At 41.6% G+C, this 22,971-nt stretch carries 22 protein-coding genes; 8 read left to right on the forward strand and 14 right to left on the reverse strand.

Annotation, left to right across the window (positions count from 1 at the left end):
- Positions 1 to 50 precede the first annotated feature (50 nt).
- The 6 genes from ACED20_RS13615 (at position 51) to ACED20_RS13640 (ending at position 6,838) form a co-directional block, all read left to right on the forward strand.
- A complete protein-coding gene (locus tag ACED20_RS13615) occupies positions 51 to 1,244 on the forward strand; it encodes an alanine dehydrogenase (protein WP_294200441.1) in 1,194 nt (397 codons plus the stop codon).
- Entirely contained in the window at positions 1,245 to 1,616 is a 372-nt protein-coding gene (locus ACED20_RS13620) for a hypothetical protein (protein ID WP_294290549.1), read from the forward strand.
- Positions 1,617 to 1,721: 105 nt separating this feature from the next.
- Positions 1,722 to 2,492, forward strand: coding sequence for a histidine kinase (locus ACED20_RS13625; RefSeq protein ID WP_295222327.1), 771 nt, complete (start codon positions 1,722 to 1,724; stop codon positions 2,490 to 2,492).
- On the forward strand, positions 2,470 to 3,180 hold the full coding sequence (locus ACED20_RS13630) for a LytR/AlgR family response regulator transcription factor (RefSeq protein ID WP_378105178.1): 711 nt from the start codon (positions 2,470 to 2,472) through the stop codon (positions 3,178 to 3,180). Before ACED20_RS13625 ends, ACED20_RS13630 begins: the two co-directional genes overlap by 23 nt.
- 95 nt (positions 3,181 to 3,275) lie before the next feature.
- On the forward strand, positions 3,276 to 5,552 hold the full coding sequence (locus ACED20_RS13635; RefSeq protein ID WP_378105181.1) for a cation:proton antiporter: 2,277 nt from the start codon (positions 3,276 to 3,278) through the stop codon (positions 5,550 to 5,552).
- Positions 5,553 to 5,992: 440 nt separating this feature from the next.
- Positions 5,993 to 6,838 (forward strand): prephenate dehydrogenase, encoded by an 846-nt coding sequence (locus ACED20_RS13640; RefSeq protein ID WP_294200436.1) that lies wholly within the window; start codon positions 5,993 to 5,995, stop codon positions 6,836 to 6,838.
- A 276-nt stretch (positions 6,839 to 7,114) separates the two neighbouring features.
- On the opposite strand, the gene ACED20_RS13645 is transcribed toward ACED20_RS13640, so the two are convergent.
- From ACED20_RS13645 to ACED20_RS13700, 12 genes are all read right to left on the reverse strand, one after another.
- Positions 7,115 to 8,338 carry a HAMP domain-containing sensor histidine kinase gene (locus tag ACED20_RS13645; RefSeq protein ID WP_294240935.1) on the reverse strand — a complete coding sequence of 408 codons (1,224 nt, stop codon included), beginning with the start codon at positions 8,336 to 8,338 and terminating at the stop codon, positions 7,115 to 7,117.
- An 80-nt stretch (positions 8,339 to 8,418) separates the two neighbouring features.
- Positions 8,419 to 9,096, reverse strand: a complete 678-nt coding sequence (locus ACED20_RS13650; RefSeq protein WP_294200433.1) for a response regulator transcription factor — start codon at positions 9,094 to 9,096, stop codon at positions 8,419 to 8,421.
- Between the two features lie 2 nt (positions 9,097 to 9,098).
- The gene (locus tag ACED20_RS13655; protein WP_294240938.1) at positions 9,099 to 9,566 is read right to left on the reverse strand and encodes a hypothetical protein; all 468 of its coding nucleotides are present in this window, start codon (positions 9,564 to 9,566) and stop codon (positions 9,099 to 9,101) included.
- Between the two features lie 268 nt (positions 9,567 to 9,834).
- Positions 9,835 to 10,530, reverse strand: a complete 696-nt coding sequence (locus tag ACED20_RS13660; protein ID WP_378105188.1) for a hypothetical protein — start codon at positions 10,528 to 10,530, stop codon at positions 9,835 to 9,837.
- Between the two features lie 218 nt (positions 10,531 to 10,748).
- Complete coding sequence (locus tag ACED20_RS13665; RefSeq protein ID WP_378105191.1) at positions 10,749 to 11,420, reverse strand: hypothetical protein; 672 nt, start codon at positions 11,418 to 11,420, stop codon at positions 10,749 to 10,751.
- Between the two features lie 62 nt (positions 11,421 to 11,482).
- Entirely contained in the window at positions 11,483 to 12,901 is a 1,419-nt protein-coding gene (locus ACED20_RS13670) for an L-serine ammonia-lyase (RefSeq protein WP_378105194.1), read from the reverse strand.
- A 262-nt stretch (positions 12,902 to 13,163) separates the two neighbouring features.
- Positions 13,164 to 14,507, reverse strand: a complete 1,344-nt coding sequence (locus tag ACED20_RS13675) for an ammonium transporter (RefSeq protein ID WP_294222856.1) — start codon at positions 14,505 to 14,507, stop codon at positions 13,164 to 13,166.
- Between the two features lie 109 nt (positions 14,508 to 14,616).
- Complete coding sequence (locus tag ACED20_RS13680; RefSeq protein WP_294264807.1) at positions 14,617 to 15,258, reverse strand: alpha/beta hydrolase; 642 nt, start codon at positions 15,256 to 15,258, stop codon at positions 14,617 to 14,619.
- An 83-nt stretch (positions 15,259 to 15,341) separates the two neighbouring features.
- Positions 15,342 to 15,977 carry a YceI family protein gene (locus ACED20_RS13685; RefSeq protein ID WP_294200426.1) on the reverse strand — a complete coding sequence of 212 codons (636 nt, stop codon included), beginning with the start codon at positions 15,975 to 15,977 and terminating at the stop codon, positions 15,342 to 15,344.
- 78 nt (positions 15,978 to 16,055) lie between these two features.
- On the reverse strand, positions 16,056 to 16,622 hold the full coding sequence (locus ACED20_RS13690; protein ID WP_146943407.1) for a YceI family protein: 567 nt from the start codon (positions 16,620 to 16,622) through the stop codon (positions 16,056 to 16,058).
- 154 nt (positions 16,623 to 16,776) lie between these two features.
- Entirely contained in the window at positions 16,777 to 17,826 is a 1,050-nt protein-coding gene (locus ACED20_RS13695; RefSeq protein WP_294200421.1) for a glucokinase, read from the reverse strand.
- Positions 17,827 to 17,950: 124 nt separating this feature from the next.
- Positions 17,951 to 18,514 carry a hypothetical protein gene (locus ACED20_RS13700; RefSeq protein ID WP_294233718.1) on the reverse strand — a complete coding sequence of 188 codons (564 nt, stop codon included), beginning with the start codon at positions 18,512 to 18,514 and terminating at the stop codon, positions 17,951 to 17,953.
- Between the two features lie 365 nt (positions 18,515 to 18,879).
- Here ACED20_RS13700 and ACED20_RS13705 point away from each other — a divergent pair, with 365 nt between their 5' ends.
- Both ACED20_RS13705 and ACED20_RS13710 read left to right on the forward strand, forming a co-directional pair.
- On the forward strand, positions 18,880 to 20,292 hold the full coding sequence (locus ACED20_RS13705) for a DUF1800 family protein (protein WP_378105201.1): 1,413 nt from the start codon (positions 18,880 to 18,882) through the stop codon (positions 20,290 to 20,292).
- Between the two features lie 54 nt (positions 20,293 to 20,346).
- Complete coding sequence (locus ACED20_RS13710; protein WP_294201324.1) at positions 20,347 to 21,531, forward strand: DUF1501 domain-containing protein; 1,185 nt, start codon at positions 20,347 to 20,349, stop codon at positions 21,529 to 21,531.
- 73 nt (positions 21,532 to 21,604) lie between these two features.
- Here the strand turns inward: ACED20_RS13710 and ACED20_RS13715 are convergent, their stop codons facing one another.
- Together ACED20_RS13715 and ACED20_RS13720 are read right to left on the reverse strand one after the other, a co-directional pair.
- Positions 21,605 to 21,745, reverse strand: a complete 141-nt coding sequence (locus tag ACED20_RS13715) for a hypothetical protein (RefSeq protein WP_185151686.1) — start codon at positions 21,743 to 21,745, stop codon at positions 21,605 to 21,607.
- A gap of 93 nt (positions 21,746 to 21,838) precedes the next feature.
- Positions 21,839 to 22,858: a helix-turn-helix transcriptional regulator gene (locus tag ACED20_RS13720; RefSeq protein ID WP_378105235.1), complete on the reverse strand. Its 1,020-nt coding sequence runs from the start codon at positions 22,856 to 22,858 to the stop codon at positions 21,839 to 21,841.
- Between the last annotated feature and the right edge of the window lie 113 nt (positions 22,859 to 22,971).

The raw sequence follows: 22,971 nt of genomic DNA on the forward strand, positions 1-22,971 counted from the left end.
CTGAATTTGAATGTAAAATAAGATCTGTAAGAACCTAATTATTTTAAAGGATGAGTACGACAAACATTTTTACTCCTTTTACCGAAGAGGAACTGATGCCGAAAGAAGAAAAGCTGGAGGTCGTTAAAAAAGGAAAACAATTCAGCATCGGTATTCCGAAGGAAACCTGCCTGAACGAAAGAAGGACTTGTATAACACCCGATGCCGTACAGGTTTTAGTAGAAAGTGGTCATGAAATTATCATAGAAGCGGGAGCCGGAGAAGGTTCGTTCTTTACAGATTTACAGTACTCGGAATCCGGGGCAAGGATTACCAACGACCCTAAGGAAGCTTTTTCCCAGGATCTGATCCTTAAAATAAATCCGCCTACCGAAGAGGAAATAGATTATATGCGCCCGAACACCTATCTCGTTTCGGCACTGCAGATCAACCTGCGGGATAAAGCCTATTTCCTGAAACTGGCTGAAAAAAAGGTAAATGCCATCGCCTTTGAATTCATTGTTGACGAGTACCGTCAGTTATCTCTGGTACGATTGGTCGGGGAAATCGCAGGAACGGTTTCCATCCTGTATGCTTCCGAATTATTAGCCCTATCCAACGGGCTGATGCTGGGCGGGATCACCGGGGTAAGACCGGCGGAAGTCGTGATCATCGGCGCCGGAATTGTAGGCGAATTTGCTACAAAAGCAGCCATCGGCCTGGGCGCAAGCGTAAGGGTATTCGATAATTCCCTTTCCAAGCTGAGAAGACTGCACACTTTGGTCGACAGCAGGGTTCCAACCTCGATTATCGACCCTAAAGAACTTAAAAAAGCCTTGAGAAGGGCCGATGTGGTTATCGGAGCCCTTCCGAGATTAAATATGACGCCGATCGTAACGGAAGATATGGTGATGAAAATGAAGAAAGGCAGCGTAATCATCGATATTACCATCGATAACGGTAAAGTAATCGAGACATCCGAGCTGACCACGATGGAAGATCCTTACATCATCAAACACGGCGTAATCCACTGCGGACTGCCGAATCTTACATCAAGAATGCCGCGGACAACCACCAAAGCCATTTCCAACTTTTTCCTTTCCTATATTTTAAATTATGACGAAGAAGGCGGTTTTGAAAACATGCTGGTACGCAAAAACGAAATGAAACAGAGCCTGTATATGTACAAAGGCAGACATACGAAAAAGATCATCTGCGACCGTTTCGGACTGACGTATCATGACATCAATCTTTTAATTTTCTAAATGAAGAAGCTCAAGTTTTACATGATCGGTCTCATTCCGGGACTTGTGATCGTATTTTTTATATTAAACAAAAAAGGGGCAAGCTGCAGCGGGTATCTTCCCAACAGCCGGGTAATTGCGGAAACGCTGTCAAAAGATTTTAAATATTCCGACACGTTTAAAGCAGAAATGACAACCCTGAAGATCGATGAAAAATTCCTGAAAGACAGCATCATCACCAAAGGGAAAATCGATTTTGACAGAAGCCACGCCCAGAAAAAGCCATGCCCGGATTATTTCCTGACCTATCCTGAGAAAAAGCCGAAGTACGAAGTCACCTTTGAGAAGTGTGAGGAACAGGCCACGATGAATTCCCTGAAGAAGCTGAATTAAACGATTTAGACAGAAAACTTTCCTTTTCAACTTCTCAGCATCAGGCAAGCTTATCGTGAATGCTATATTTTAAAATAGAAAAGAATGAACAGTTTACGCTGAAAGATGGACGGCAATTACTACATGATTTATGATTACCTGATCTTTGTCGGGGTATTCGCCATTTTCTTTTTTCTGACAGTAAGCATCTATTTATTTATTGAAAACCAAAAAATTAAACGGAAGAACGCTCGGCTTGCAGGAGCCAATAAAATGATCCGGGAGCGTTTGGAAGAAGTTCAGCTCGAGCAGATCGGCACCAAATTAAATCCACATCTATTTAAGAACATCCTTAATTCCGTTCAGTCGCATGCTTATCATACCTATATGTCGCTGGACAAACTCGCAAATGTGTTGGATTATATCCTGTACGAAAGCAATAATAAATTCGTAAGCCCGAAAGAAGAACTGAATTTTGCTTTAAGCTTAATCGAGATCAATAAAATCAAGATCAACCCGCTTTTTGATTTCAGGATCAAATCGAAGATCAATAAATCTGACGAAATTTATGAAGAGAAGGTTTTCGCCCCGCTCCTTTCGGTAGACCTGATTGAAAATGCATTCAAACATACGGATTTTCTCGCGCAGGATTCTTTTATTGCCATTCATCTGGAGCTTGAAGACCGCGTTTTCACTATGAAAGTCAGCAACAAAGCCTCCCTCAAAAACATACTCGAAAAAGAAAAAAGCGGTTTCGGAAGCCAATCGCTGGACCAAAGGCTGAAAATGATCTACAATAATTTTTACACGCTCCATAAAACTTCAAAAAACGGTATATTCACGGCGGAACTGACAATCAATTTAGGTGAATTTTATGATAAAATGCGTTATTCTTGATGATGAATTGCTGGCCATCAGCTATTTAAAGCTGCTGTGTGAGGAGATCGAAGATGTGGAAGTGGTAAAAGCATTCAACGATCCCAAAATCTTCTTACAGGAAATCGAAAATATCGAATGTAACGTCTGCATTCTGGATATTGAAATGCCGGGAATAAACGGATTACAGGTAGCCGAACTGATTTCCGGATCTAAAAAAATCATCTTCACGACCGCTTACAAGGAATACGCTGCTGAAGCATTCGACCTGAATGTCGTGGATTACGTACGGAAACCCATCAAAAAAGAAAGACTCGCCCGGGCATTCGAAAAAGCAGCGGAATTGCTGCAAAAATCCCTGAAGAAAGATTTCATCGAATGGAATACCAACATCGGCAAGACCGTGATCTTTACCGACCAGATTGCCTACATCAAAACTTCCGAAATCGACAGCCGCGATAAAGAAATCCTGCTGAACGACGGCAGCAATATCGTTTTAAAAAACCTGAACTTCAAAAATCTCCTCGACATGCTTCCTGCAAAAGATTTTGCCCAAGTCAACAAAAAAGAGATCATTGCCCTTTCTTCCGTTAAAGTATTTTCTACCCATGAAATCATTACTACCATCCCTGTGGAAAACGATAATTTTTTAAAGGTACAGATCGGCGAAACATACAGAAAAACATTATCCGACCTCCTGAGCCGGTAAATTTGGCTGCAAAATTCATCCCTTTCGTTACATTTGAAAAACAGCAGTCGGTTTTATTCTGATTTTCTTAGCAATTTTGTAGAAAATTCGGAATCATGAACCTGGGAAAATACAGAAACATCATATTTTATATCTCCACCATCATTGTTTTTTCGTGTCTGATGTATTTTTTCATTATCGAAGGACAAACGCTGGAAGCCCGAGAAAACATCATTACCAAAACAAACAGCGGTTCGAGTTGGGAAAATTTTTCAGAATCATTCAAAACCAACCTTCATCATCCTTTGGCACTGTTGCTGGCACAGATCGTTACGATTATCTTGGTAGCAAGACTTTTCGGATGGATCTGCATGAAGATCAGGCAGCCGTCCGTGATCGGAGAAATGATCGCCGGGATCGTATTAGGTCCTTCCCTGCTGGGGATGTATTTTCCTGAATTTTCTGTATTTCTATTTCCAAAGGAATCATTGGGCAACCTGCAGTTCCTCAGCCAGATCGGGTTAATCCTTTTCATGTATATTGTTGGTATGGAACTCGATCTGAGCGTTTTAAGAAAAAAAGCGCATGACGCCGTGGTGATCAGCCATGCCAGCATCATCATTCCGTTTGCACTGGGCATTGGCCTCTCGTATTTTATTTATAAAGAATTTGCTCCGGAGGGAATTCCGTTTACCTCCTTTGCCCTTTTCATCGCTATTGCCATGAGTATTACGGCATTCCCTGTTTTGGCGAGGATCGTACAGGAAAGAAACCTGCAGAAGACCAAGCTTGGAACCGTGGTCATTACCTGTGCCGCAGCCGATGATATAACGGCATGGTGTATTCTTGCAGCTGTGATTGCAATCGTAAAGGCAGGTTCTTTTGAAAGTTCGATCTACGTAATTCTGATGGCAATTGCCTATGTTTTCCTGATGATTAAAATCGTAAGGCCGTTTTTGAAAAGAATCGGGGATCTTCAGGCCGGGAAAAATACCATTAACAAACCGATGGTCGCTATTTTCTTCTTAACCCTCATCCTTTCAGCGTATGCCACGGAAGTCATCGGTATCCACGCGCTTTTCGGAGCATTTATGGCAGGAGCGATCATGCCGGAAAATGCAAAATTCAGAACGCTTTTTATCGATAAGGTGGAAGATGTTGCCCTGGTACTTCTGCTTCCTCTGTTTTTTGTATTTACGGGACTTCGTACCCAGATTGGTTTGCTGAATGACAGCCATCTGTGGATAACCGCAGGATTTATAATTTTAACTGCCGTCATCGGAAAATTTGCGGGAAGCGCATTGACGGCGAAGTTTTTAGGGATTAACTGGAAAGAAAGCCTGACCATCGGTGCCCTGATGAATACAAGAGGGCTGATGGAACTTATCGTTCTGAATATCGGGTATGATTTAGGCGTTTTAAGTCCTGAAATATTTGCGATGATGGTCATTATGGCACTGTTCACTACTTTTATGACTGGGCCTATGCTGGATTTCATCAATTTTATATTCAAATCTAAAAAAGATGAGCCCGATTCCCGGGAAAATGATGCAAAGTACAGGGTTTTACTGTCTTTCGATAATCCTGAATCCGGAAGCACCCTGCTGAAACTGGCTCATGATTTCACCCGTAAGATGAACGGCAATAAAAGCATTACAGCCATGAATATCGCCCCTGTAAACGAAATGCACGCCTATGAAATGGATGTATATGAAAACGAGCAGTTCAGAAATGTTATAGAAACCTCCGAAGACCTGAAGCTTGAAGTAACCACCCTTTTTAAAGCTTCCACGGATATTGAAAACGATCTTACGAATATTACCAATAAGGGAAATTATGACCTTCTCCTCATCATGCTCGGAAAATCGATGTACGAAGGCAGCCTGCTGGGAAGGTTACTCGGTTTCACGACAAAGATCATCAATCCTGAAAAACTACTCAATACCGTAAAAGGAAAAGGCAACATTTTCAACAATTCGCCTTTTGACGATTTTACTTTACAGATCCTGGACAAAACACATATTCCTGTGGGTGTTCTGGTAGAAAAAGAATTTATTTCCGCCGACAGGGTTTTTGTTCCGATTTTTAACCTGAGCGACTTCTATCTGCTGGAATATGCAAAAAGGCTGATCAATAACAACAATTCACAGATCATTATCCTGGATGCGGCAGGACAGATCAGGAATAATATTGAAGTAAAAGAAATTATCCGAAGTATCGAACAGGTCGCTCCTAACCACATCACCCTATATAACGAGAAAAAAATCGAGAAAGAATTCCTGAAATCACAGGATCTGATGCTGATCAGCAGCAAAAGCTGGAAAAACCTGATCGACACGAAAAGCCTCTGGCTTTCGGATATTCCCTCTACCTTGATTATCTCGAATCCTTAAAAAGTGAATGGTGAATAGTCAATTTTTGCTGCGCAAGTGAATTTTTTAGGGTAAACTAGAATTGGCCATTCACCCGAAGGAATTGACCATTGACCAAAATTAGGGTGAATTTTGCCTCGCAAGTCAATGGCCAATTTTGTTGCGCAAGTGTATTTTAGGGTAAATTGAAATTGACCATTCACCCGAAGGAATTGACTATTGACCCTGGTAATTCACAGCGAAGCGGATTGACTTTTAAAAATTGACCATTGACTTGCATAGCAAAATTAACCATTCACTTTTTCATTTTCAATTAAAAAAAATTACCTATCTTCGTTCTGTGATTACAAACAACGGAACATATTATTACGGAATTTTTACCTCAGCTCTGGGATAAGGATTTTGTATATCAATAACATCAGCCTCGTCTCAGACGAGGTTTTTTATTTTAAAATTGAACGATGAAAATAAGTATCATAGGAATCGGACTGATCGGTGGATCAATGGCATTGAAATTAAGGGAAAAAGGAATGGCCGGTTTTATTTACGGGACAGACAACAGCGAAAAGCACCTCACCGAAGCCCTGGACCTGAAAATAATTGATGAAAAAGCCGATCTGGAAAATGCGATTAAAAAGTCGGACCTGATTATTCTTTCCGTTCCCGTTGATGCGGCAAAAAAACTTTTGCCGCAGATCCTGGATTTAATTTCAGACGAACAGACTGTTATGGATGCCGGATCTACGAAAGCCGGCATTGTGAATGCCGTGAAAGACCATCCGAAAAGATCCCGGTTTGTTGCCTTTCACCCGATGTGGGGAACAGAAAACAACGGACCGAGATCCGCAGTTTCCGAAAGTTTTGCGGGAAAAGCAGGCGTTATCTGCAATAAAGAAGAATCTGCAGCAGATGCCCTGCTGCTGGTAGAAAAAATCGTCGAAAGCCTTGATATGCACCTGATTTATATGAGTGCCGAAAGCCACGATGTACACACCGCTTACATTTCCCACATTTCCCACATTACATCGTACGCTTTAGCGAATACCGTCTTGGAAAAGGAACGCGAAGAGGAAACCATTTTCCAGTTGGCCAGTTCCGGATTTTCCAGCACCGTCCGCCTTGCCAAGTCCCATCCCGAAATGTGGGTTCCGATCTTTAAGCAAAATAAAGAAAATGTCCTGGATGTACTGAATGAGCACATTTCCCAATTAAGGAAGTTTAAATCCGCCCTGGAAAAAGAAAATTTTGAATATCTGGGCGAACTGATTTCCAATGCGAATAAGATCCGGGGGATCCTGGAGAAATAAATGTATAGGCAGACTGAATTCAGCATAACGCTTCCGACACGATTTCAATACGATCGAGTTCACTTCAAATAATCCAGAACAGATGATATTTAATTTATATTCAGTTATTTAAAAATAGTAATCAGCAATTTTACATCGAGTTTTCACTTCACGAAGTGCAAACAGGATCATTTGATATTTGAGACTGTTACCGATATGCTGAAAGAAGAGCTTCCGTCATCCAGCTTTCTTCTTCCGGCCTTTTCAAACCTGGCCTCTGCTTCGCGTTTACGTCATTTAAAGTCTGTCAAATTCGAGTTTTGCGAAAAATCTTTTATCAAATGTATGAAGTGAAAGTTTTGCATTGTTCTTCTCACTCAATACTTCAGAGATCCAGAGCCCCAGTCCGAAACCCTCTTTATGAAAAGAATCCCGCAGGAACCGGCCTTTCAGATTCTCCGGATTTTCTACAGCCTGATGGGTTATATTGGAGATTTCGATTACAGTCTTTTCCTTCTGTAAAACTTCTATTCCGATTACAGAATTTTCCTGACCGTACTTGATAGCATTGGATAAGAGATTATTAACGATGACCTCAATCTGATTTTTATCTGCCATAATGTTAAACTGCCCGTCCATTGGCAGAAAATCAATTTTAAATTTCTGCCTTTTGGCCAGAAGTTGTTTTCTGAAGCTTTCTGCAACTTCCAGAACCAAATCTGCCAGATCGGTCTCGGATCTGTTCACACGTAGGTTTCCCGACTCTATCTGGCTCATCCACAGAAAATTATCGACCAGTCCTTTCATTCTTTTCACTTCCTGCTCCTGATTATCCAGCAGTTGCTTTGTTTTTTCATCCAGCGAATCCCGTTCAAAGATCTGCAATTCCGTAAGCATATTGCTGATGGGCGTCCGCAGTTCGTGTGAAGCCATCGTAAAAAATGCAGCCTGCTGTTTTGCCTGCTCATCGATCCGCATCAGCATTCTGTTCAATGCATCCGTAAGATGATAGAATTCATCTCTGGATGTAGGTTCGGAAAGAAAGGTGATATGTTCCAGATCAACTTTATTGGCATTGCTAACAATCCGTCGAAGCGGTCTGAGGAAAAATCCGGAAAGCAGATATCCGCCTAAAAATGCCACCAAAAAAGCTATGGGAAGATATATGTAGAGAAGCGTTCTCAGCTTCTGGATTCCGGCATGGTACTGTTCTGCGGATAATGCATATTCTACCGAAATAATACCCCCGTTTTCAGGATATTTTTTCACGGCAATCCGCCGCCATTTATTTTTGTCGGAAATATCTTTGGGAAGATTGTCAAAAAGTTTTGTTTTTCTGATCTTATTATCATAGACAATTCTGAAAAACTCCCCGCTTTTAGGCAATGGTAAAGTGATCGGATCAATATCGGTTTTTTGAAGAATCGTACTGGCAGATGATCTCAGCTGAATGGAAAAACTTTTATCCAGCTCTGTTTTCGCATTCTTATACAGAGAATAAATGATAACACTGACACACAAAAAAAGCAACGAATTAAACAGCAATCCGAAACGAAACCTGAGACTTTGATAAAAATATGACAACGGCTGCCGTTCCATGGTTATGATTTATTGCCTTTTAACATATAGCCGGCACCGATAACCGTTTTGATCAGCTGGGTTTCAAAACCTTTATCAATTTTCTTCCTGAGCTGGTGCATATACACTTCAACGATGTTGCTTTCCGGATCAAAGTTCATATTCCACGCATTTTCCAGCAGCTGATTTTTCGTAAGGACGAGATTTGCATTTCTGGCCAGATATTCCAGCAAAATAAACTCTTTGGAAGTAAGCTCTATTTCACACCCTCCTCTTTTCACTTTCCTTGAAGGAATATCGATTTCCAGGTCCTCTATTCTGATTTTCTGCTGAACAGACCGGCTCGAAAAACGGCTTACTGTTCTGATCCTTGCCAACAGCTCATCCCATTCAAAAGGTTTTCTGATATAATCTACCGCCCCTAAATTAAGTCCCTCCACCACCTGTCTGGAATCCACAATCGCACTGATAATGATAACAGGGGTTTCTGCTCCGAAAACTCTCAGGTTTTTAATAAAATCAAAACCATTGATCCCGGGTAACATGAGGTCGAGAAGGATCAGGTCGAAATCATTTTTAACGGCCAGTTCCAAAGCTTCCGAACCGTCGTTGCAGACTTCTACGGGATATCCTGCCTGGGACAGTCCCTGGCGCATGAAACCGGCAAGCTTTTTTTCGTCTTCTACAATCAATATTCTCATAATCAGCGCAATTTATAAACAATACTGTCGATTTTAATTTCTTTTATCCGGACAGGAGGAAATTTCAGTATATTGATAACCCCTTCCTTCTTATCACGTTCCCGGGCTGTAACTTCCACCTGATGAGCTTGTATTAATAACGGTGCTAATATGTTGCCTTCTTCAGGATCGAGCATTACTGTTTTTCTATCCATTACAAACCCTGTTATTCTATTTTCAGGATTTTTTATGAAGTCTGAAATATGTCCTTTTATCACGATGTCTTTGCCGAGGCTGGGTTTCGGCGGTAATATTTTTCCCGCATCAAAAAAACGCGTGTGATCTTCTCCGGCTATGGAAATCAGTTCAAAATTGTCTTCTCTTGAGGAGACCTTGACTTTAACCGCTGAATTTTTTTTTGCAATTTCAAGTATATTTTTTGCGAAATGCGGTGGAAAATGTACTTTGACTTTCGTCGAATCCAGATTCAAAACGATTTTATCAATGTCACCTTCGGGATTGGTTTCATAGGCCTGTACAATGCCGGTTAGCAGACTCTGTTTTTCAATCCGGGGATCGGAATGAGGCGGAACAGGCGGCTTTTTTTCACATCCGGAGAGGAGAAAACCCAATAAAAAAATAAAGTTTATTTTCAATAAATTATATGTTCTTGCTTTGAAAATCATTGTTTTATAAATCAAAAAAAAACTGGGCAAATTGCTAAAATCCGCCCAGGTTTCCATTGTTTTCGGTTACTTTTTAAAGTGAATATTCTTTACCATTTATGCTGATCGTTCTGGCCCGTACAATATTATACTTTTTCTCTACTGCTTCTCCGGAATTTTCCGGCTTTTTAAAACCTGTAACAGAAATTTTTGCACCATTTACCAATGACTGTCCCAGCTGCTGGTAGATATGGGGCGGTATTTTCACAATGGTATCACCAATAAAGATACCAACTACAGCATCACCTTCTTTATTTTTCTGCAGTTGCGTTATAGTTCCGCTTTCGGTAACGGAAACTTCCTGTGGCGGTGTAGGCAAAACAGCCGGTGGAAAATCTTCAATCGTTTTCCCGTTAGATGTGACGCTTTTTAGCCGGAACGATTTTTCTCCTCTCGGTGCCACCTCCGAAACACCTTTGACGCTTATGCTGCTGCCTTGCTTAGCGAGTGCTGTAATTTGGCTACCCAGATACGGAGGGAATTTCACCAAAACAGATTCGCCATTACTTGTCAGATAAAATCCATCATAGACAAAATCGTCGTTCACCGCCATTTTAGAAACGGTTCCTGTCAGGGCAGTGATTTCTTTCAGTGCATCGGGTCTGGGTCTTTCCATTCCGGGACGGGGTTCTGATGGAGGAACCGGAGCCTGTGCGTTTACCACTGCGGCAGTCATTAAAAATACAACCGCTACTATTTTTTTTCCTGATTTTAAAACATTATTATTCATTTCTTTACAATTTAAATTATACATTTCTGATTATTTTCTGATACAAATGTATAATGGCTTTATTAAGATGAAATGAGGATGAAATTAATTTTTTTTAATGTCAAGAAATCATAAAATAACAGGCGCTTAATCACTTAAAGAAAAAGCCACATGTATTCCATGTGACTTTTCTATCTTTATTAAGGAAATTTTTTAGCTTAAATAAAAAGTGAACATCTTTAAAATTTCATCCGCATCCCTACCCCATTGCTGTCATTAACGACGTAATAGCTGGGTGAAAATTTCCCGGCATCCGCATTCTGGTATTCTCTCACTGCTTTTCTCATTTGAGCGCCGCCGGCTATTTTCATAACAACACCCCCTGCCATGGCAACGATTCCGCAGATTAGAGGCGTTGAGGAACCCTTTTTTGCAGGGCCTGATGACAGTGTAGATTTCTCTGCTTTTGACAGATTGGAAAGACCTCCGATCAGGAAGGCGGCCCCACCACCGATGATCAGTCCGCTTCCGACATCGCTCAACGTTCTTCCGGATTTGTATTGGGGGTTATTCTGTCTGAGATATCCTCTGATATCCGAAATGGAAGTATATTTCTCTTCTTTTTTAGTGGGAACGGGAACCGTTGCAACTGTATTTTCGGTTGGTAACCTATTTTCAGGATTCGTATTTTCCTGAATACTCTTTATGGAATTATCGTACAGAAACTCTTCAATTCCGGTCTGCGCGTTTTTGTAGGTCACTTTGCCTTTTTCATATTTCAGATCTCGGTATTCGATGGTCGTATTGTTTTGAGTGACAATCGTTCCTTTGGACGAATTTGCAGGAATAGAGATTTGTGAATAAGCAACCAGGGAAGCTGCAGTAAAAAGGAGAGTAAAAATCTTTTTCATGGTTTTCAATAAAATTTCCGGCAAAAATATCTGTTTTATTGAAAACCACAAAATTTTTCAGATTAACATTCCGGAACATTCACTGCGATGGCCAGTCCGCCTTCCGAAGTTTCCTTAAACCGGTCGCTCATCGACAGGGCCGTTTCCCACATCGTCTGGATCACCTCGTCCAGCGTTACTTTGGCTTTGGCAGGATCGCTTTCCAATGCAATATTGGCAGCGGTAATCGCTTTGATGGCACCCATCGTATTTCTTTCGATACATGGGATTTGCACCAGGCCTTTGATCGGATCACAGGTAAGTCCCAGATGATGTTCCATCGCAATTTCGGCAGCCATCAGAACCTGGCCTACGCTTCCGCCGAGAATTTCCGTAAGACCGGCCGCCGCCATTGCCGAAGAAACCCCGACTTCCGCCTGACAGCCTCCCATCGCCGCAGAAATGGTAGCATTTTTCTTAAATAATGTTCCGATTTCTCCTGCAACCAACAGGAAACGCACAATATCATCATCGCTGGTAAAACCGGTGAACGCCTGAGCATACATCAGCACAGCCGGAATTACTCCACTGGCCCCGTTGGTTGGTGCCGTAATAATCCTTCCGAAACTTGCATTTTCCTCATTCACCGCCAGGGCAAAACAGGAAATCCACTTGTTGATATTGGTAAAGTTCTCTTCAGCCTCCACGACCTGCTGAAACCATTCGTCTTTGTTTTTGTAGATTTTATCACCCAACAGCTTTCGGTTCATTCCGGCCGCTCTTCGGGAAACATTCAGTCCGCCCGGCAGAATACCTTCCTTATTGACGCCTTTGTAAATACATTCTTTGATCTGCTGCCAGATATACAGTGCCTCAGCCCTCGTTTCGTCCTGTGTTCTCCAACTTTCTTCATTCATCAGGATCAGGTCGGAAATCCTGCTGAGTCCCAGTTTTTCACAATATTTAACGATATCCGACGACCTATGACAAGGATATAATGTACGGATGCAATGCTTATCAATAGATTTTTTTTCCTGGCTCATGATGAACCCGCCTCCTACTGAATAGAAATCCTGGACCAAGTCGGTCCCATCTTCAAAAACGGCCCTGAAAATCATTCCGTTCGGGTGATAATCCAGAGACTTCTGCATATTCAGCACCAGATGATGCCCGTAGATAAAAGGTATTTCTTTTTCACCTCCCAAATCAAGCGTATTCGCACTTTTAATCTTCTTAATTTTCTCATCGATCTTCGTGGTATCAATGGTTTTGAAGTCTTCGCCGTTTAAACCCAGCATTCCGGCAATATCCGTTCCGTGCCCGATTCCCGTTTTGGCCAGTGAACCGAAAAATTCCAGGAAAACCTCCTTTACCTCAGCGATTGAACGCTCTCTTTTTATAATCCTGATAAATGCCGAAGCTGCGTTCCATGGACCCATCGTATGCGAACTGGACGGGCCTATACCTACTTTAATAATCTCAAAAACCGATATTGATTCCATATAGAAAATGCATCATTTTTTCCTAAGCACAAAGATACACGATAAATCGAGATGCAAAAGCCGGAGGTGAAAAATCACGCTCAGGCTTTTTAAAACTATATATGAACAACGATTTTTAACAGGTGAATGGTCAATTCCTTCGGGTCAATTGTCAATTTGGTTCTTTTAATTTACCATTCACTTTTAAATTCACCTGCGCAGCAAAATTCACCATTGACTTGTGTAGCAAAATTCACTTTCAAAGAAACATTCACCATTCACTTTAACACAGCCTTTCCTCATGCTGTGAAATGTCAAGCCCCAGATCTTCAGACTCTTCCGAAACCCTCAGCGTGATAATGCTGTCGGTAATTTTATACAACAACAGGGAACCGAAAAAGGCAAACAGGGAAACAAGAACCAGTGCCATCATGTGGTGGGCAAATACTTCAAACCCACCGTGAAGCAGGCTGGCATTTTCACCATGGGCAAAAATGGCCGTTAAGATCATCCCTACAATACCGCCTACTCCGTGGCAGGCAAAAACATCCAGTGTATCATCAATTTTTTTCAATGCTTTCCAGTTGACCATCAGATTGGAGACGATGGCTGCTACAAATCCGATGAAAAGGCTTTCCGAAACCGAAACAAAACCGCAGGCCGGTGTAATGGCTACCAGACCGACTACCGCACCGATACAGGCTCCCAATGCAGAAACTTTTCTTTTATTGATCCGGTCGAAAAAGATCCAGGTCATCATCGCGGAAGCCGAAGCGATAGTTGTTGTCCCGAAAGCCGTAGCTGCTGTGGCATTGGCACTTAAAGCCGAGCCTGCGTTGAACCCAAACCAGCCGAACCAGAGCATTCCTGTTCCCAGCATGACATACGAAATATTGGACGGATCATGGTGTGGCTTTTTCCGGTTTCCGACAACCATAGCTCCAGCCAATGCCGCAAAACCCGCACTCATGTGGACCACAGTCCCGCCGGCAAAATCTTTCACGCCGAAATATTTATTCAGAAGGCCATCCGGATGCCACACCATGTGGCAAAGCGGGGTATAGATAAAGATGCTGAAAAGCACCATAAATAAAAGGTAAGAGATAAAACGCACACGCTCTGCAAAAGAACCTGTGATCAAAGCCGGTGTGATGACCGCAAACTTCATCTGGAAAAGGGCAAACAGGATAAAAGGAATCGTGGAAGCCATTGCCTTATGCGGCAAAACCCCTACCCTGCTGAAAAACGGATAGCTCAAAGGATTCCCGATGATGCCGTAATGTTCTCCGTTGATCGTAAATCCTATCGAATCTCCGAATGACAGGGAAAACCCGACTACAACCCACAGCATGGAAATCACCCCCAGCGCAATAAAGCTCTGAAGCATGGTGGAAATAACGTTCTTCTTGCCCACCATTCCGCCATAAAAAAAGGAAAGGCCCGGCGTCATCAGCAAAACAAGGCCAGCAGCCGCTAAAATCCAGGCAACATCTGCGCCTACGATTTTGTCTTCACTTAAAAATTCTCCCGTATTCGGAAAATCCACAATGGGGCTCCAGAACAATCCTCCTACTGCAACCAATGCAATAAGGATGAATGAAACGATCCATTTTAAACCTACTGTCATACAATTTATGTTTTACCCCTTCAAAAGTAAGCATAAATTTAAAAAAAACAATATAAAAATAAAAACAACCCCCTTAATTTTAATAAAAATTTAAAATATAATTAAATTTTCAATCCAAAACCCCCTCTAAAATATCGGTAACTTCTCTGAATTTTGTAATTGGAAATAAATGAGTCCCGCCTTTGATAATATAATCGGGTCTGGAATTCCTTATCGGGAATACGATGTCCTTGTCGCCCATAATCTGCACTACTTCCGGATTTTCATCGAATTTCCAGTCAGAGATCTTTTCAATCGACCATTTGAGGTAATACGGATCGCGTACCCTAAAATACTGCAGAACCTTCGGATTCCGCGGATCGAAGAATTTACGGACAACCGAATACATATTGGTGGTTTTCTCGTTGAAAAAAGTAACCGGAAGAATCTTCGGGATCCTGGTAAGCTGGCCGGTCCTGATTAACCGGGATTTTTCCTTATCCGATTTAATACTTCCCAGGATAACAACCTTCTGTGCCGGCTTTAGCTTATTGATTTCCTGCACCATCAATCCTCCGAAAGAATATCCTACGAGATAAAAAGGTTCTGAATCGTTTATTTTCTCGGCCATCCGTTTTACATAGTCAGAAAATTCCTCATAGCGATGAGGAATCAGCCAGTCTATGAAAACCACTTCATGACGTTCGGGAAAACGGATTTTTTCCAGCACCGTAAAATCTGCGCCTAATCCGCTTACGACATATATTTTCATATTACTAAAATAAAAAATTCAAACAAAAAAAAGAGCGGCTTTCTGAAAAACCACTCATTCTTATTAATTAAAGGACCAATGCCTTATTTTTTCTTTTTCACAGGTGTTCTGTTTTCGTTATCCAATACCGCTGTGGAAAGCTTAAACTGGATATCCATTTCATTTTTGATGAAGTAATCCTTCAGGGAAGACTGGTAGAATACTTTGAAATCTCTTCTGTTCAATGAGAATTTTGCAGATTCGATCACTACCGTAAACTGAGTAATGTACACATTTGCCGGGAAAGTGATGGTTTTTCTCACGCCTTTGATCGTTACGTCTCCGTAAACGGTGGAGTTATAGTCGCTGTTTGCCAGAGGAATAATCTTGGTTAAATGAAATTTGGCAAGCGGGAACTTTTTAACGTCGAAAAAGTTGGAGCTTTTAAGATCGTTCGTCAGTTTTACCATATCTTCATCCTGGCTTGAAACGTCTCCTGCCATAATCGACTTCATATCGATTACAAATTCTCCGTCTACCAAAACCGTTTTATCAAAGGTAAACTTTCCGCTTTTCAGTTTTATCGTTCCGGAATGTGTCGTAGGAACCGTTTTTACCACTTTATATCCCCACCATCTGATCTCCGATGAGGTTACCTTTACCACTTTATCTCCTTTCTTCTGCCCGAAAACAAATGACATACTTACGCACATCATCGCAAACAATAGTAATCTTTTCATTCTTTTTTATTTACAATTCAACAAAAATAAAAAAAAGTGTAGAACTTCTACACTTTTAACAATCTTTTTTTGATTAAATTATTTAGCCGTTACCTTTACCAGCAAATCCATATCATCTTTCACAAGAACATCCTGCATGGTAGATTTGTAAGCTACATCAAATTTCTGTCTGTCGATAGAGAATTTATTAGACATCAAACTTACGGTTCCGTTTGCATAAGTAATCTTTGCAGGGAAGGAAATCGCGTTGGTTTTTCCTTTTACGGTAAGGTTACCGGTTACCAAAGAATTGTAAACCTTGTCGTTGTTTTTCTTTACACCGGTGATTTTGAAGGTTGCCGTAGGATATTTCTCAACCTCGAAGAAGTCTCCGTTTTTCAGGTGACCGTTCAGTTTCTGCTGATATTCCCCGGAAAGGTCTGTTGCATTGATAGAAGTCATATCCAATACAAAAGTTCCGCCTACCAACTGGTTTCCTTTCATCACCAGGTCTCCGGATTTTACTTTCACGGTTCCGTTGTGAGAACTGGCCTCAGATTTTGCGATTTTGTATCCCCACCACTGTACATCGGAGCTAACTACTTTTTTTGCCTGTCCGAATGCAAGACCACTTGCCAATACGGCTAATAAAAATATTTTTTTCATTATAAAAGTTATTTTACTTGTTCTTTATTTACTGATGCAAATGTAGCTAACTGTAATGACAGATCACGTTGATGTACATCAATAAATACAATTATTTTCAAGAAAAATATCATTCATAAAAAAGCTCCGAATTTCTTCGGAGCCTGATTTGTATTTATTCCTGATAATAAGCGGTGTAGAGTGCTGCACCGTTTAATGCCGTATTTTCGTTTTTGTTTAGATAAATAGGGATGTTTTTCAACATCTCCTCCATCTTGTCACTGATTTTATATTTTTCGTAGAATTTATCTTTGTTGATATAAGCAGCGATGGCCTGCGGAATATCTCCTGAAATCAGCAATCCTCCCGTTGCCTTTAATTTAAGTGTTAAGTTATTAGCTTCTCTTGCCAGGAACTCAATAAAGGTATCAAGAGCGATTTTGCAGATCAGGACGTCTTCTTCTACAGCCGCTTTGTATAATTCTTCAACAAAATTACCGTTGGAAAGTCGCTCAGAAAGCCATTCCGGTTCAGGATGCCTCTTCACATCTCTTAGGAATCGGTAAATATTGAATAATCCGCCTTTCGACAGTACATTTTCCCAGCTTACAATACCATATAGATTATTCAGGAACTGATAAAACTCTACCTCCACATTGGTTCGCGGTGAAAATTCGGAGTGCCCACCCTCTGTCGCGAATGGACGCAGGTATTTTCCGTCAAAGAAGTATCCTGCTTCTCCAAGCCCGTTCCCCGGCGCTAAAATGGCCATATTTCCTTTTTCAAAATATCCGCTGGTATAGATCGGATCCAGGTCGCTGTCTTCCAAAAGTCCCATTCCGTATGCAGAAGACTCCTGGTCGTTCAGCATATCCACCCTTTCGAAATCGAAATCTTTTTTGAAATCTTCGACATCCAGGTTCCATCCCAGCCTTTCCGGTGAGCTTTTCCCATACAGTACAGGTCCGGGAACTGCTATTCCAAGCCTTTTTACATTCTCCAGCCCGTTATCCTGCATGAATTTCTTCAGGATATCCGTGAAAGAAGCAAATTCCTTGGTAGGGTAATTATTCTGGATTTTAACCTCCAGACCGCCGCTGGCGGAAACAAAATAGCCTAATGTTGTAATATCTTCGCGTAGGTTTGCACTGATGATCGAAATGTTATCATTGCTGCCGTTCTTTACTCCTGGTAAATAGAGTGGAAATTTTGGATTCAAAATCATAACCTCAAATTTTATCAAATATAATAATAACTTTCGTAAATTTTCGTTAGAAATAAAAAACCTTTTCAAAATTTCGAAAAGGTTTGGTTAATAATTGCTTATATAAAAATCTAACTATTTCTGATTATTTTCCCAAAGGAATATTGTAGGAAAATCCTGCACCGATGTTGCCCACATTGTAGTCCTGATTCGGCAAATCGCCGTTGCTTCCTACAAATACTTTCTGGTATTGTACAAAGAAATTCCAGTCCTGGTTGTGGTATCCTATTTCAGGTTTCAGGTAGAATCCACCATTTGGTCTGTCCAATCCTGCATTGGAAGCCACTTTATTATCCCCTACTAAAATTCCATATCCTAAATCGGTCCCGAAATAAAATCCGGTCTGTTTCGGATAAATTCTGATGAGGGCTGCTACCGGAACCACACCTACGTCGTTATTGGTATAACCGTTGTTGTCTTTTCCAAAATAGTGGGTATATCCTGTTGCAACACCCAGCCCGAATCCAGGAGTGATCAGGTTCTGATAAGCTACGTCCACCCCTACGGCCATTGAAGTATTATCGGAAGGAACTGCTAAACCAACATTTGCTCCTACCTTTATCATATTATTCATCTGGGCACTTTGTGCGCTCAATGCTCCTGCAGTCATTATTCCGGCAAATAAAATTGCTTGTTTAAACATTTTCATAACGATGTTATTTTAAATTTTACTAAGCTGGAAGATGTAAAAATCGTGCCAAGGAAAGGCTTTCATCACACTTTAGCGCCATTCAGAAATACAAACTAATGAATTTCAGCGAATTATTTTAAATAAAAATTAAATAAGTGTTTAATAAAAATTAAAACAACCTACAAGAAACGCTAAGTATTGATCAGGTTATCGGATGGAAAAAGGGAAGGTAACCATAGATCTCAATTTTTTATAAAGCATATTATCTACAAATTCATAAAAATGATCGATTAAATCGAAACAGTTTCAAGATTAACAATTCTTAACCATTATTAATTTTAACCTTGAAGAAGCATGCCTATCCAAAGATAAACAAATCTTGTATGGATGCTCCCTCATTACTAAACAACAAACACCTGATGTGGCGTGCAGGTTTCGGACCGGGAATAGCCCAATTCGGGGATCTCGCAAAAAAAGATACGAAAGCCTTGCTGAATGATCTTTTTCATGAAGAAACATTTCAGTACATTAATTATGAAACGCCTGACCTTCCTGAAACCGACGACCCCATGATGACCAGTGCCAATTCAATGAATACAATGACTGCAGCCTCTCCTGCCGAAAAGAAAAAAGAGATGCAGAAGATCTACCGCCAGCAGGTTGAAGAGTTGAATCTTAATTTCCTGAGCAAGATGGTGACCAGCAGGGAGCAGATGCGGGAAAAAATGGCTTTTTTCTGGCATGGGCATTTCGCCTCAAGGGTTCAGAATCCGAAATTCAACCGGCAAATCCTGAATGTAATCCGTAAAAATGCGCTGGGAAATTTCAAAGATTTATTATTTGAAGTAAGCCAGACCCCGGCCATGCTGAATTTCCTGAACAACCAGCAGAATAAAAAAGACCACCCCAATGAAAATTTTGCCCGCGAAGTGATGGAGCTTTTCACCATGGGCCGCGGAAATTACACCGAAAAAGATATTCGGGAAGCCGCCCGTGCCTTTACCGGCTGGAGCTATGACAAACAGGGAAATTTTGCCGAAAAAGTAAAAGTCCACGACGAAGGAAGCAAAACCTTTTTAGGAAACACGGGAAATTTTACGGGTGCCGATGTCTTAAATATGATTCTTGAGCAGAAAACCACGGCTAGATTCATTACTGCCAAAATTTACAGGTTCTTTGTGAATGAAAATGTGGATAATGCGATTGTAAGCGACCTGAGCGAAGGCTTCTATCAGTCCGGCTATAACATCAAAAAGCTGATGAAAACTATTTTTTCGAGTTCATGGTTTTACGACAAAAAAAATATCGGCACCAGAATCAAGTCGCCGATTGAGCTGATGGCAGGAATGATGCGGGCACTTCCGATGAATATCCGGAATCCGGAAAACCTGATCGTTTACCAAAAGCTGCTGGGCCAAATGCTGCTGTATCCGCCAAATGTGGCAGGATGGCCGAACGGAAAATCCTGGATCGACAGTTCTACCTTAATGCTGAGACTGCAGATCCCGCAGATCTGGTCAGGCCTGCGACCCCTGGATTACCATCCGAAAGAAGATGATGACCTGGATATGGGACTGAAAAATAATCCCAATGCTTTGGCCAAAAGCTTCAAAAACCCGAATATCACCATCGACTGGTCCCGGGTAGAGCAGGTTTTCAGCGGAAAGAATCCGGAAGATTACCTCATTCAGAACGGCAGGTCGCTCGATCTGGCTTCTGTAAAAAACTTCTCGGACCATTCGGTGAAAATGAATATCATCAACCTGATGTCCACTCCGGAATACCAACTAATGTAAACCGGTACATTTAACATTTTCACATTCATCTTTTTCACCTTAAACCTGATTTGTATGTTGATCAAAAGAAGAGAATTCCTTAAAATAAGCTCGCTGGCAGCAGCGTCATTCATGATGCCGAATTTCCTGAAAGCCATTACCTTCGACGACGCACTGGAACCTAACCAGAAAATCCTGGTGGTCCTGCAGTTTACCGGCGGAAACGACGGCCTCAATACCATCATTCCCTCCCGGAACGACATTTACTTCCGCGAAAGGAAAAAAATTGCCATCCAAGACTCTTTGCCCTTAACGGATGAAGCGGGGATCAATCCTGCCCTCTCCTATTTTAAAGAACTCTACGATAAAGGTGAACTCTCGGTAATGAATAACGTCGGTTACCCGAATCCCGACAAATCCCACTTCCGGAGCATGGACATCTGGCATTCCGCAAGCAAAAGCAATGAATACCTTGAAACCGGATGGCTGGGAAGATACCTTGATGAAGAATGCTACCGCTGCGAACATCCTACCCAGGCCCTTGAGGTAGACGATATGCTGAGCCTGGCGCTGAAAGGAGAAAACAATAAAGCATTCGCTTTCAAAGATCCGAAAAGGCTGTACCAGACCAGTCAGGAAAAATACTTCAAATCGCTGTACGATCATCATCACGATGACGAAACGGTATCCTATCTTTATCAAACCTTAGGTTCCACCATTAGCAATGCCGGGTATATTTTCGAGAAAAGCCAGGCCAAAAAGACCACCCAGGAATATCCGAACTCCCAACTTGGAAAAGATTTCAAAACCGTAGCTTCGCTGATTAAATCGGACATCAACACCCAGGTGTATTATCTGTCGGTCGGCAGTTTTGATACCCACGTCAACCAGAACGAAAGGCAACAGAAACTGTTTTCGGACATCAATGAAGCCGTAAAATCTTTCGTGGCCGATATGAAAAGCAACGGGCTTTTCGAGAATATCCTGCTGATGACGTTTTCGGAATTCGGGCGCCGAGTGGCCCAAAATGCCAGTGACGGAACCGATCACGGAACGGCCAACCAGATGTTCTTCATCAGCGGAGGCCTGAAAAGAAAGGGTGTTTTAAACGCATTGCCCGATCTGCAAAACCTCAACGAAGGCGATCTTATTTATTCTGAAGATTTCAGGAAAGTGTATGCCACTATTCTTAAAAACTGGCTGAAAGCGGATTCGTCTAAAGTACTGGGCTGGAAAAACGGAATCTATGACTTTGTGTAAGTCAATATAAGACAAAAGAGGCTTTCGATCAGGAAAGCCTCTTTACTATAATTTTAAATAAAACTAATTCAGATTAATGTATGGATGCAGGCAGTTTTTTCGGTTCTTTCGGCTGACTTTTCTGGTCAATTTTTTCCGATATTTTTTTAACGATAAACTCAATAACCAAAGGTGCTACCATCGCCACCACTGCTTTTAATATTCTAGATTTCATACTATTTATTTTATAATAAGCTAGCAATACAATTTCTGAGCCATTATGGATCGTTACTGACTTAGTTTTCTTTTTAAAAGTTGCATGCTAAAACTAATCTTCATCTGCAACAACAAGGTTTTCATAGTTTTTTGCGGCGGCTTTAAATTTTTCTTCAAGCCGCAACCTTAGCTTTCTTGGTTTGTAAACGGTCAGGCATTCCCCGAAACCCAATAGAAGGCGTTCCAGCTCAAAATTCAGTTGAACACAGATTTTAAAAACGGTACCTTCATCGGTTTCACTTACGATTTCCTGGCTGCTGTGGAACGGTTTGGTCTTCACGTAAGGCGCATTGGAAGAATCCACAAAGAAGACAACATTCCTCGGCGCCATTGTGGGAGAGACACTTACTCCGACGATATCTTTGAAATATTCGTCGCCGTCCAGATTCAGATCGATATATTCTGTTTTTTCCTCCGGCTGAATATTCTCCATCCTGTCCAGGGCCAGATTGTACTCTTTTCCTTTGGAAAGGCAGATCAGGAACCAGCGGTTGTTAAACTCCTTCAGCAGCTGCGGGTGAACCACATAAGAATCCGATTCCCTGGCTTTAAAACTTTTATAATTGATCTTCAGCACTTTTTTGTGAAGGATGGCATCGTACAGCACATCAATATATTCCAGTCCTTTCAGCTGCTCATTTTTATCAAGATGGATAATCGATTTCTGATTCGTCGAGTGGATGGAATCTTCCAGCTTCTGGATGACCCCGTTCATTTCCCTGAACATCGAAAAGTCCTTGAATTGTTTCAGGATCTGTATTGCGTTGTTCATCGCTTTCAGGTCGCTTTCATTTACCGAAATATTGTGGATGCTGTAATCGGGATCGCTGTAGCGGTAGTATTTCCGGTCGTACACTTCGATCGGGGCTTCGTAACCGAACTTCTCACTCCGCATGTTCTGCAGGTCGAGCTGTACGGTCCGTCTGCTGACGAAAGATTCCTTTCCCTCAAATTCAAAAAGGGCTTCGGAACACTCGTCGATCAGGTCTTCCAGCGTATATTTCCGGTATTTGTTTTTCAGGCATTTGTCCAGCGTTTTGTAGCGGATCAGGGCGTTTTTATTCGATGACATGGTTTCAATTTTTAAGATTTGGGCGTGTCCCGGAAGCCTTGACAACAGCCAGCGCTTTTCCGAGCCGGGCTGCTTCAGGCTCCACTTCGTTGCGGTTCCGGGGGGGGGGAAAA

Source organism: Chryseobacterium sp. sg2396 (assembly GCF_042610505.1).
GTDB lineage: Bacteria > Bacteroidota > Bacteroidia > Flavobacteriales > Weeksellaceae > Chryseobacterium.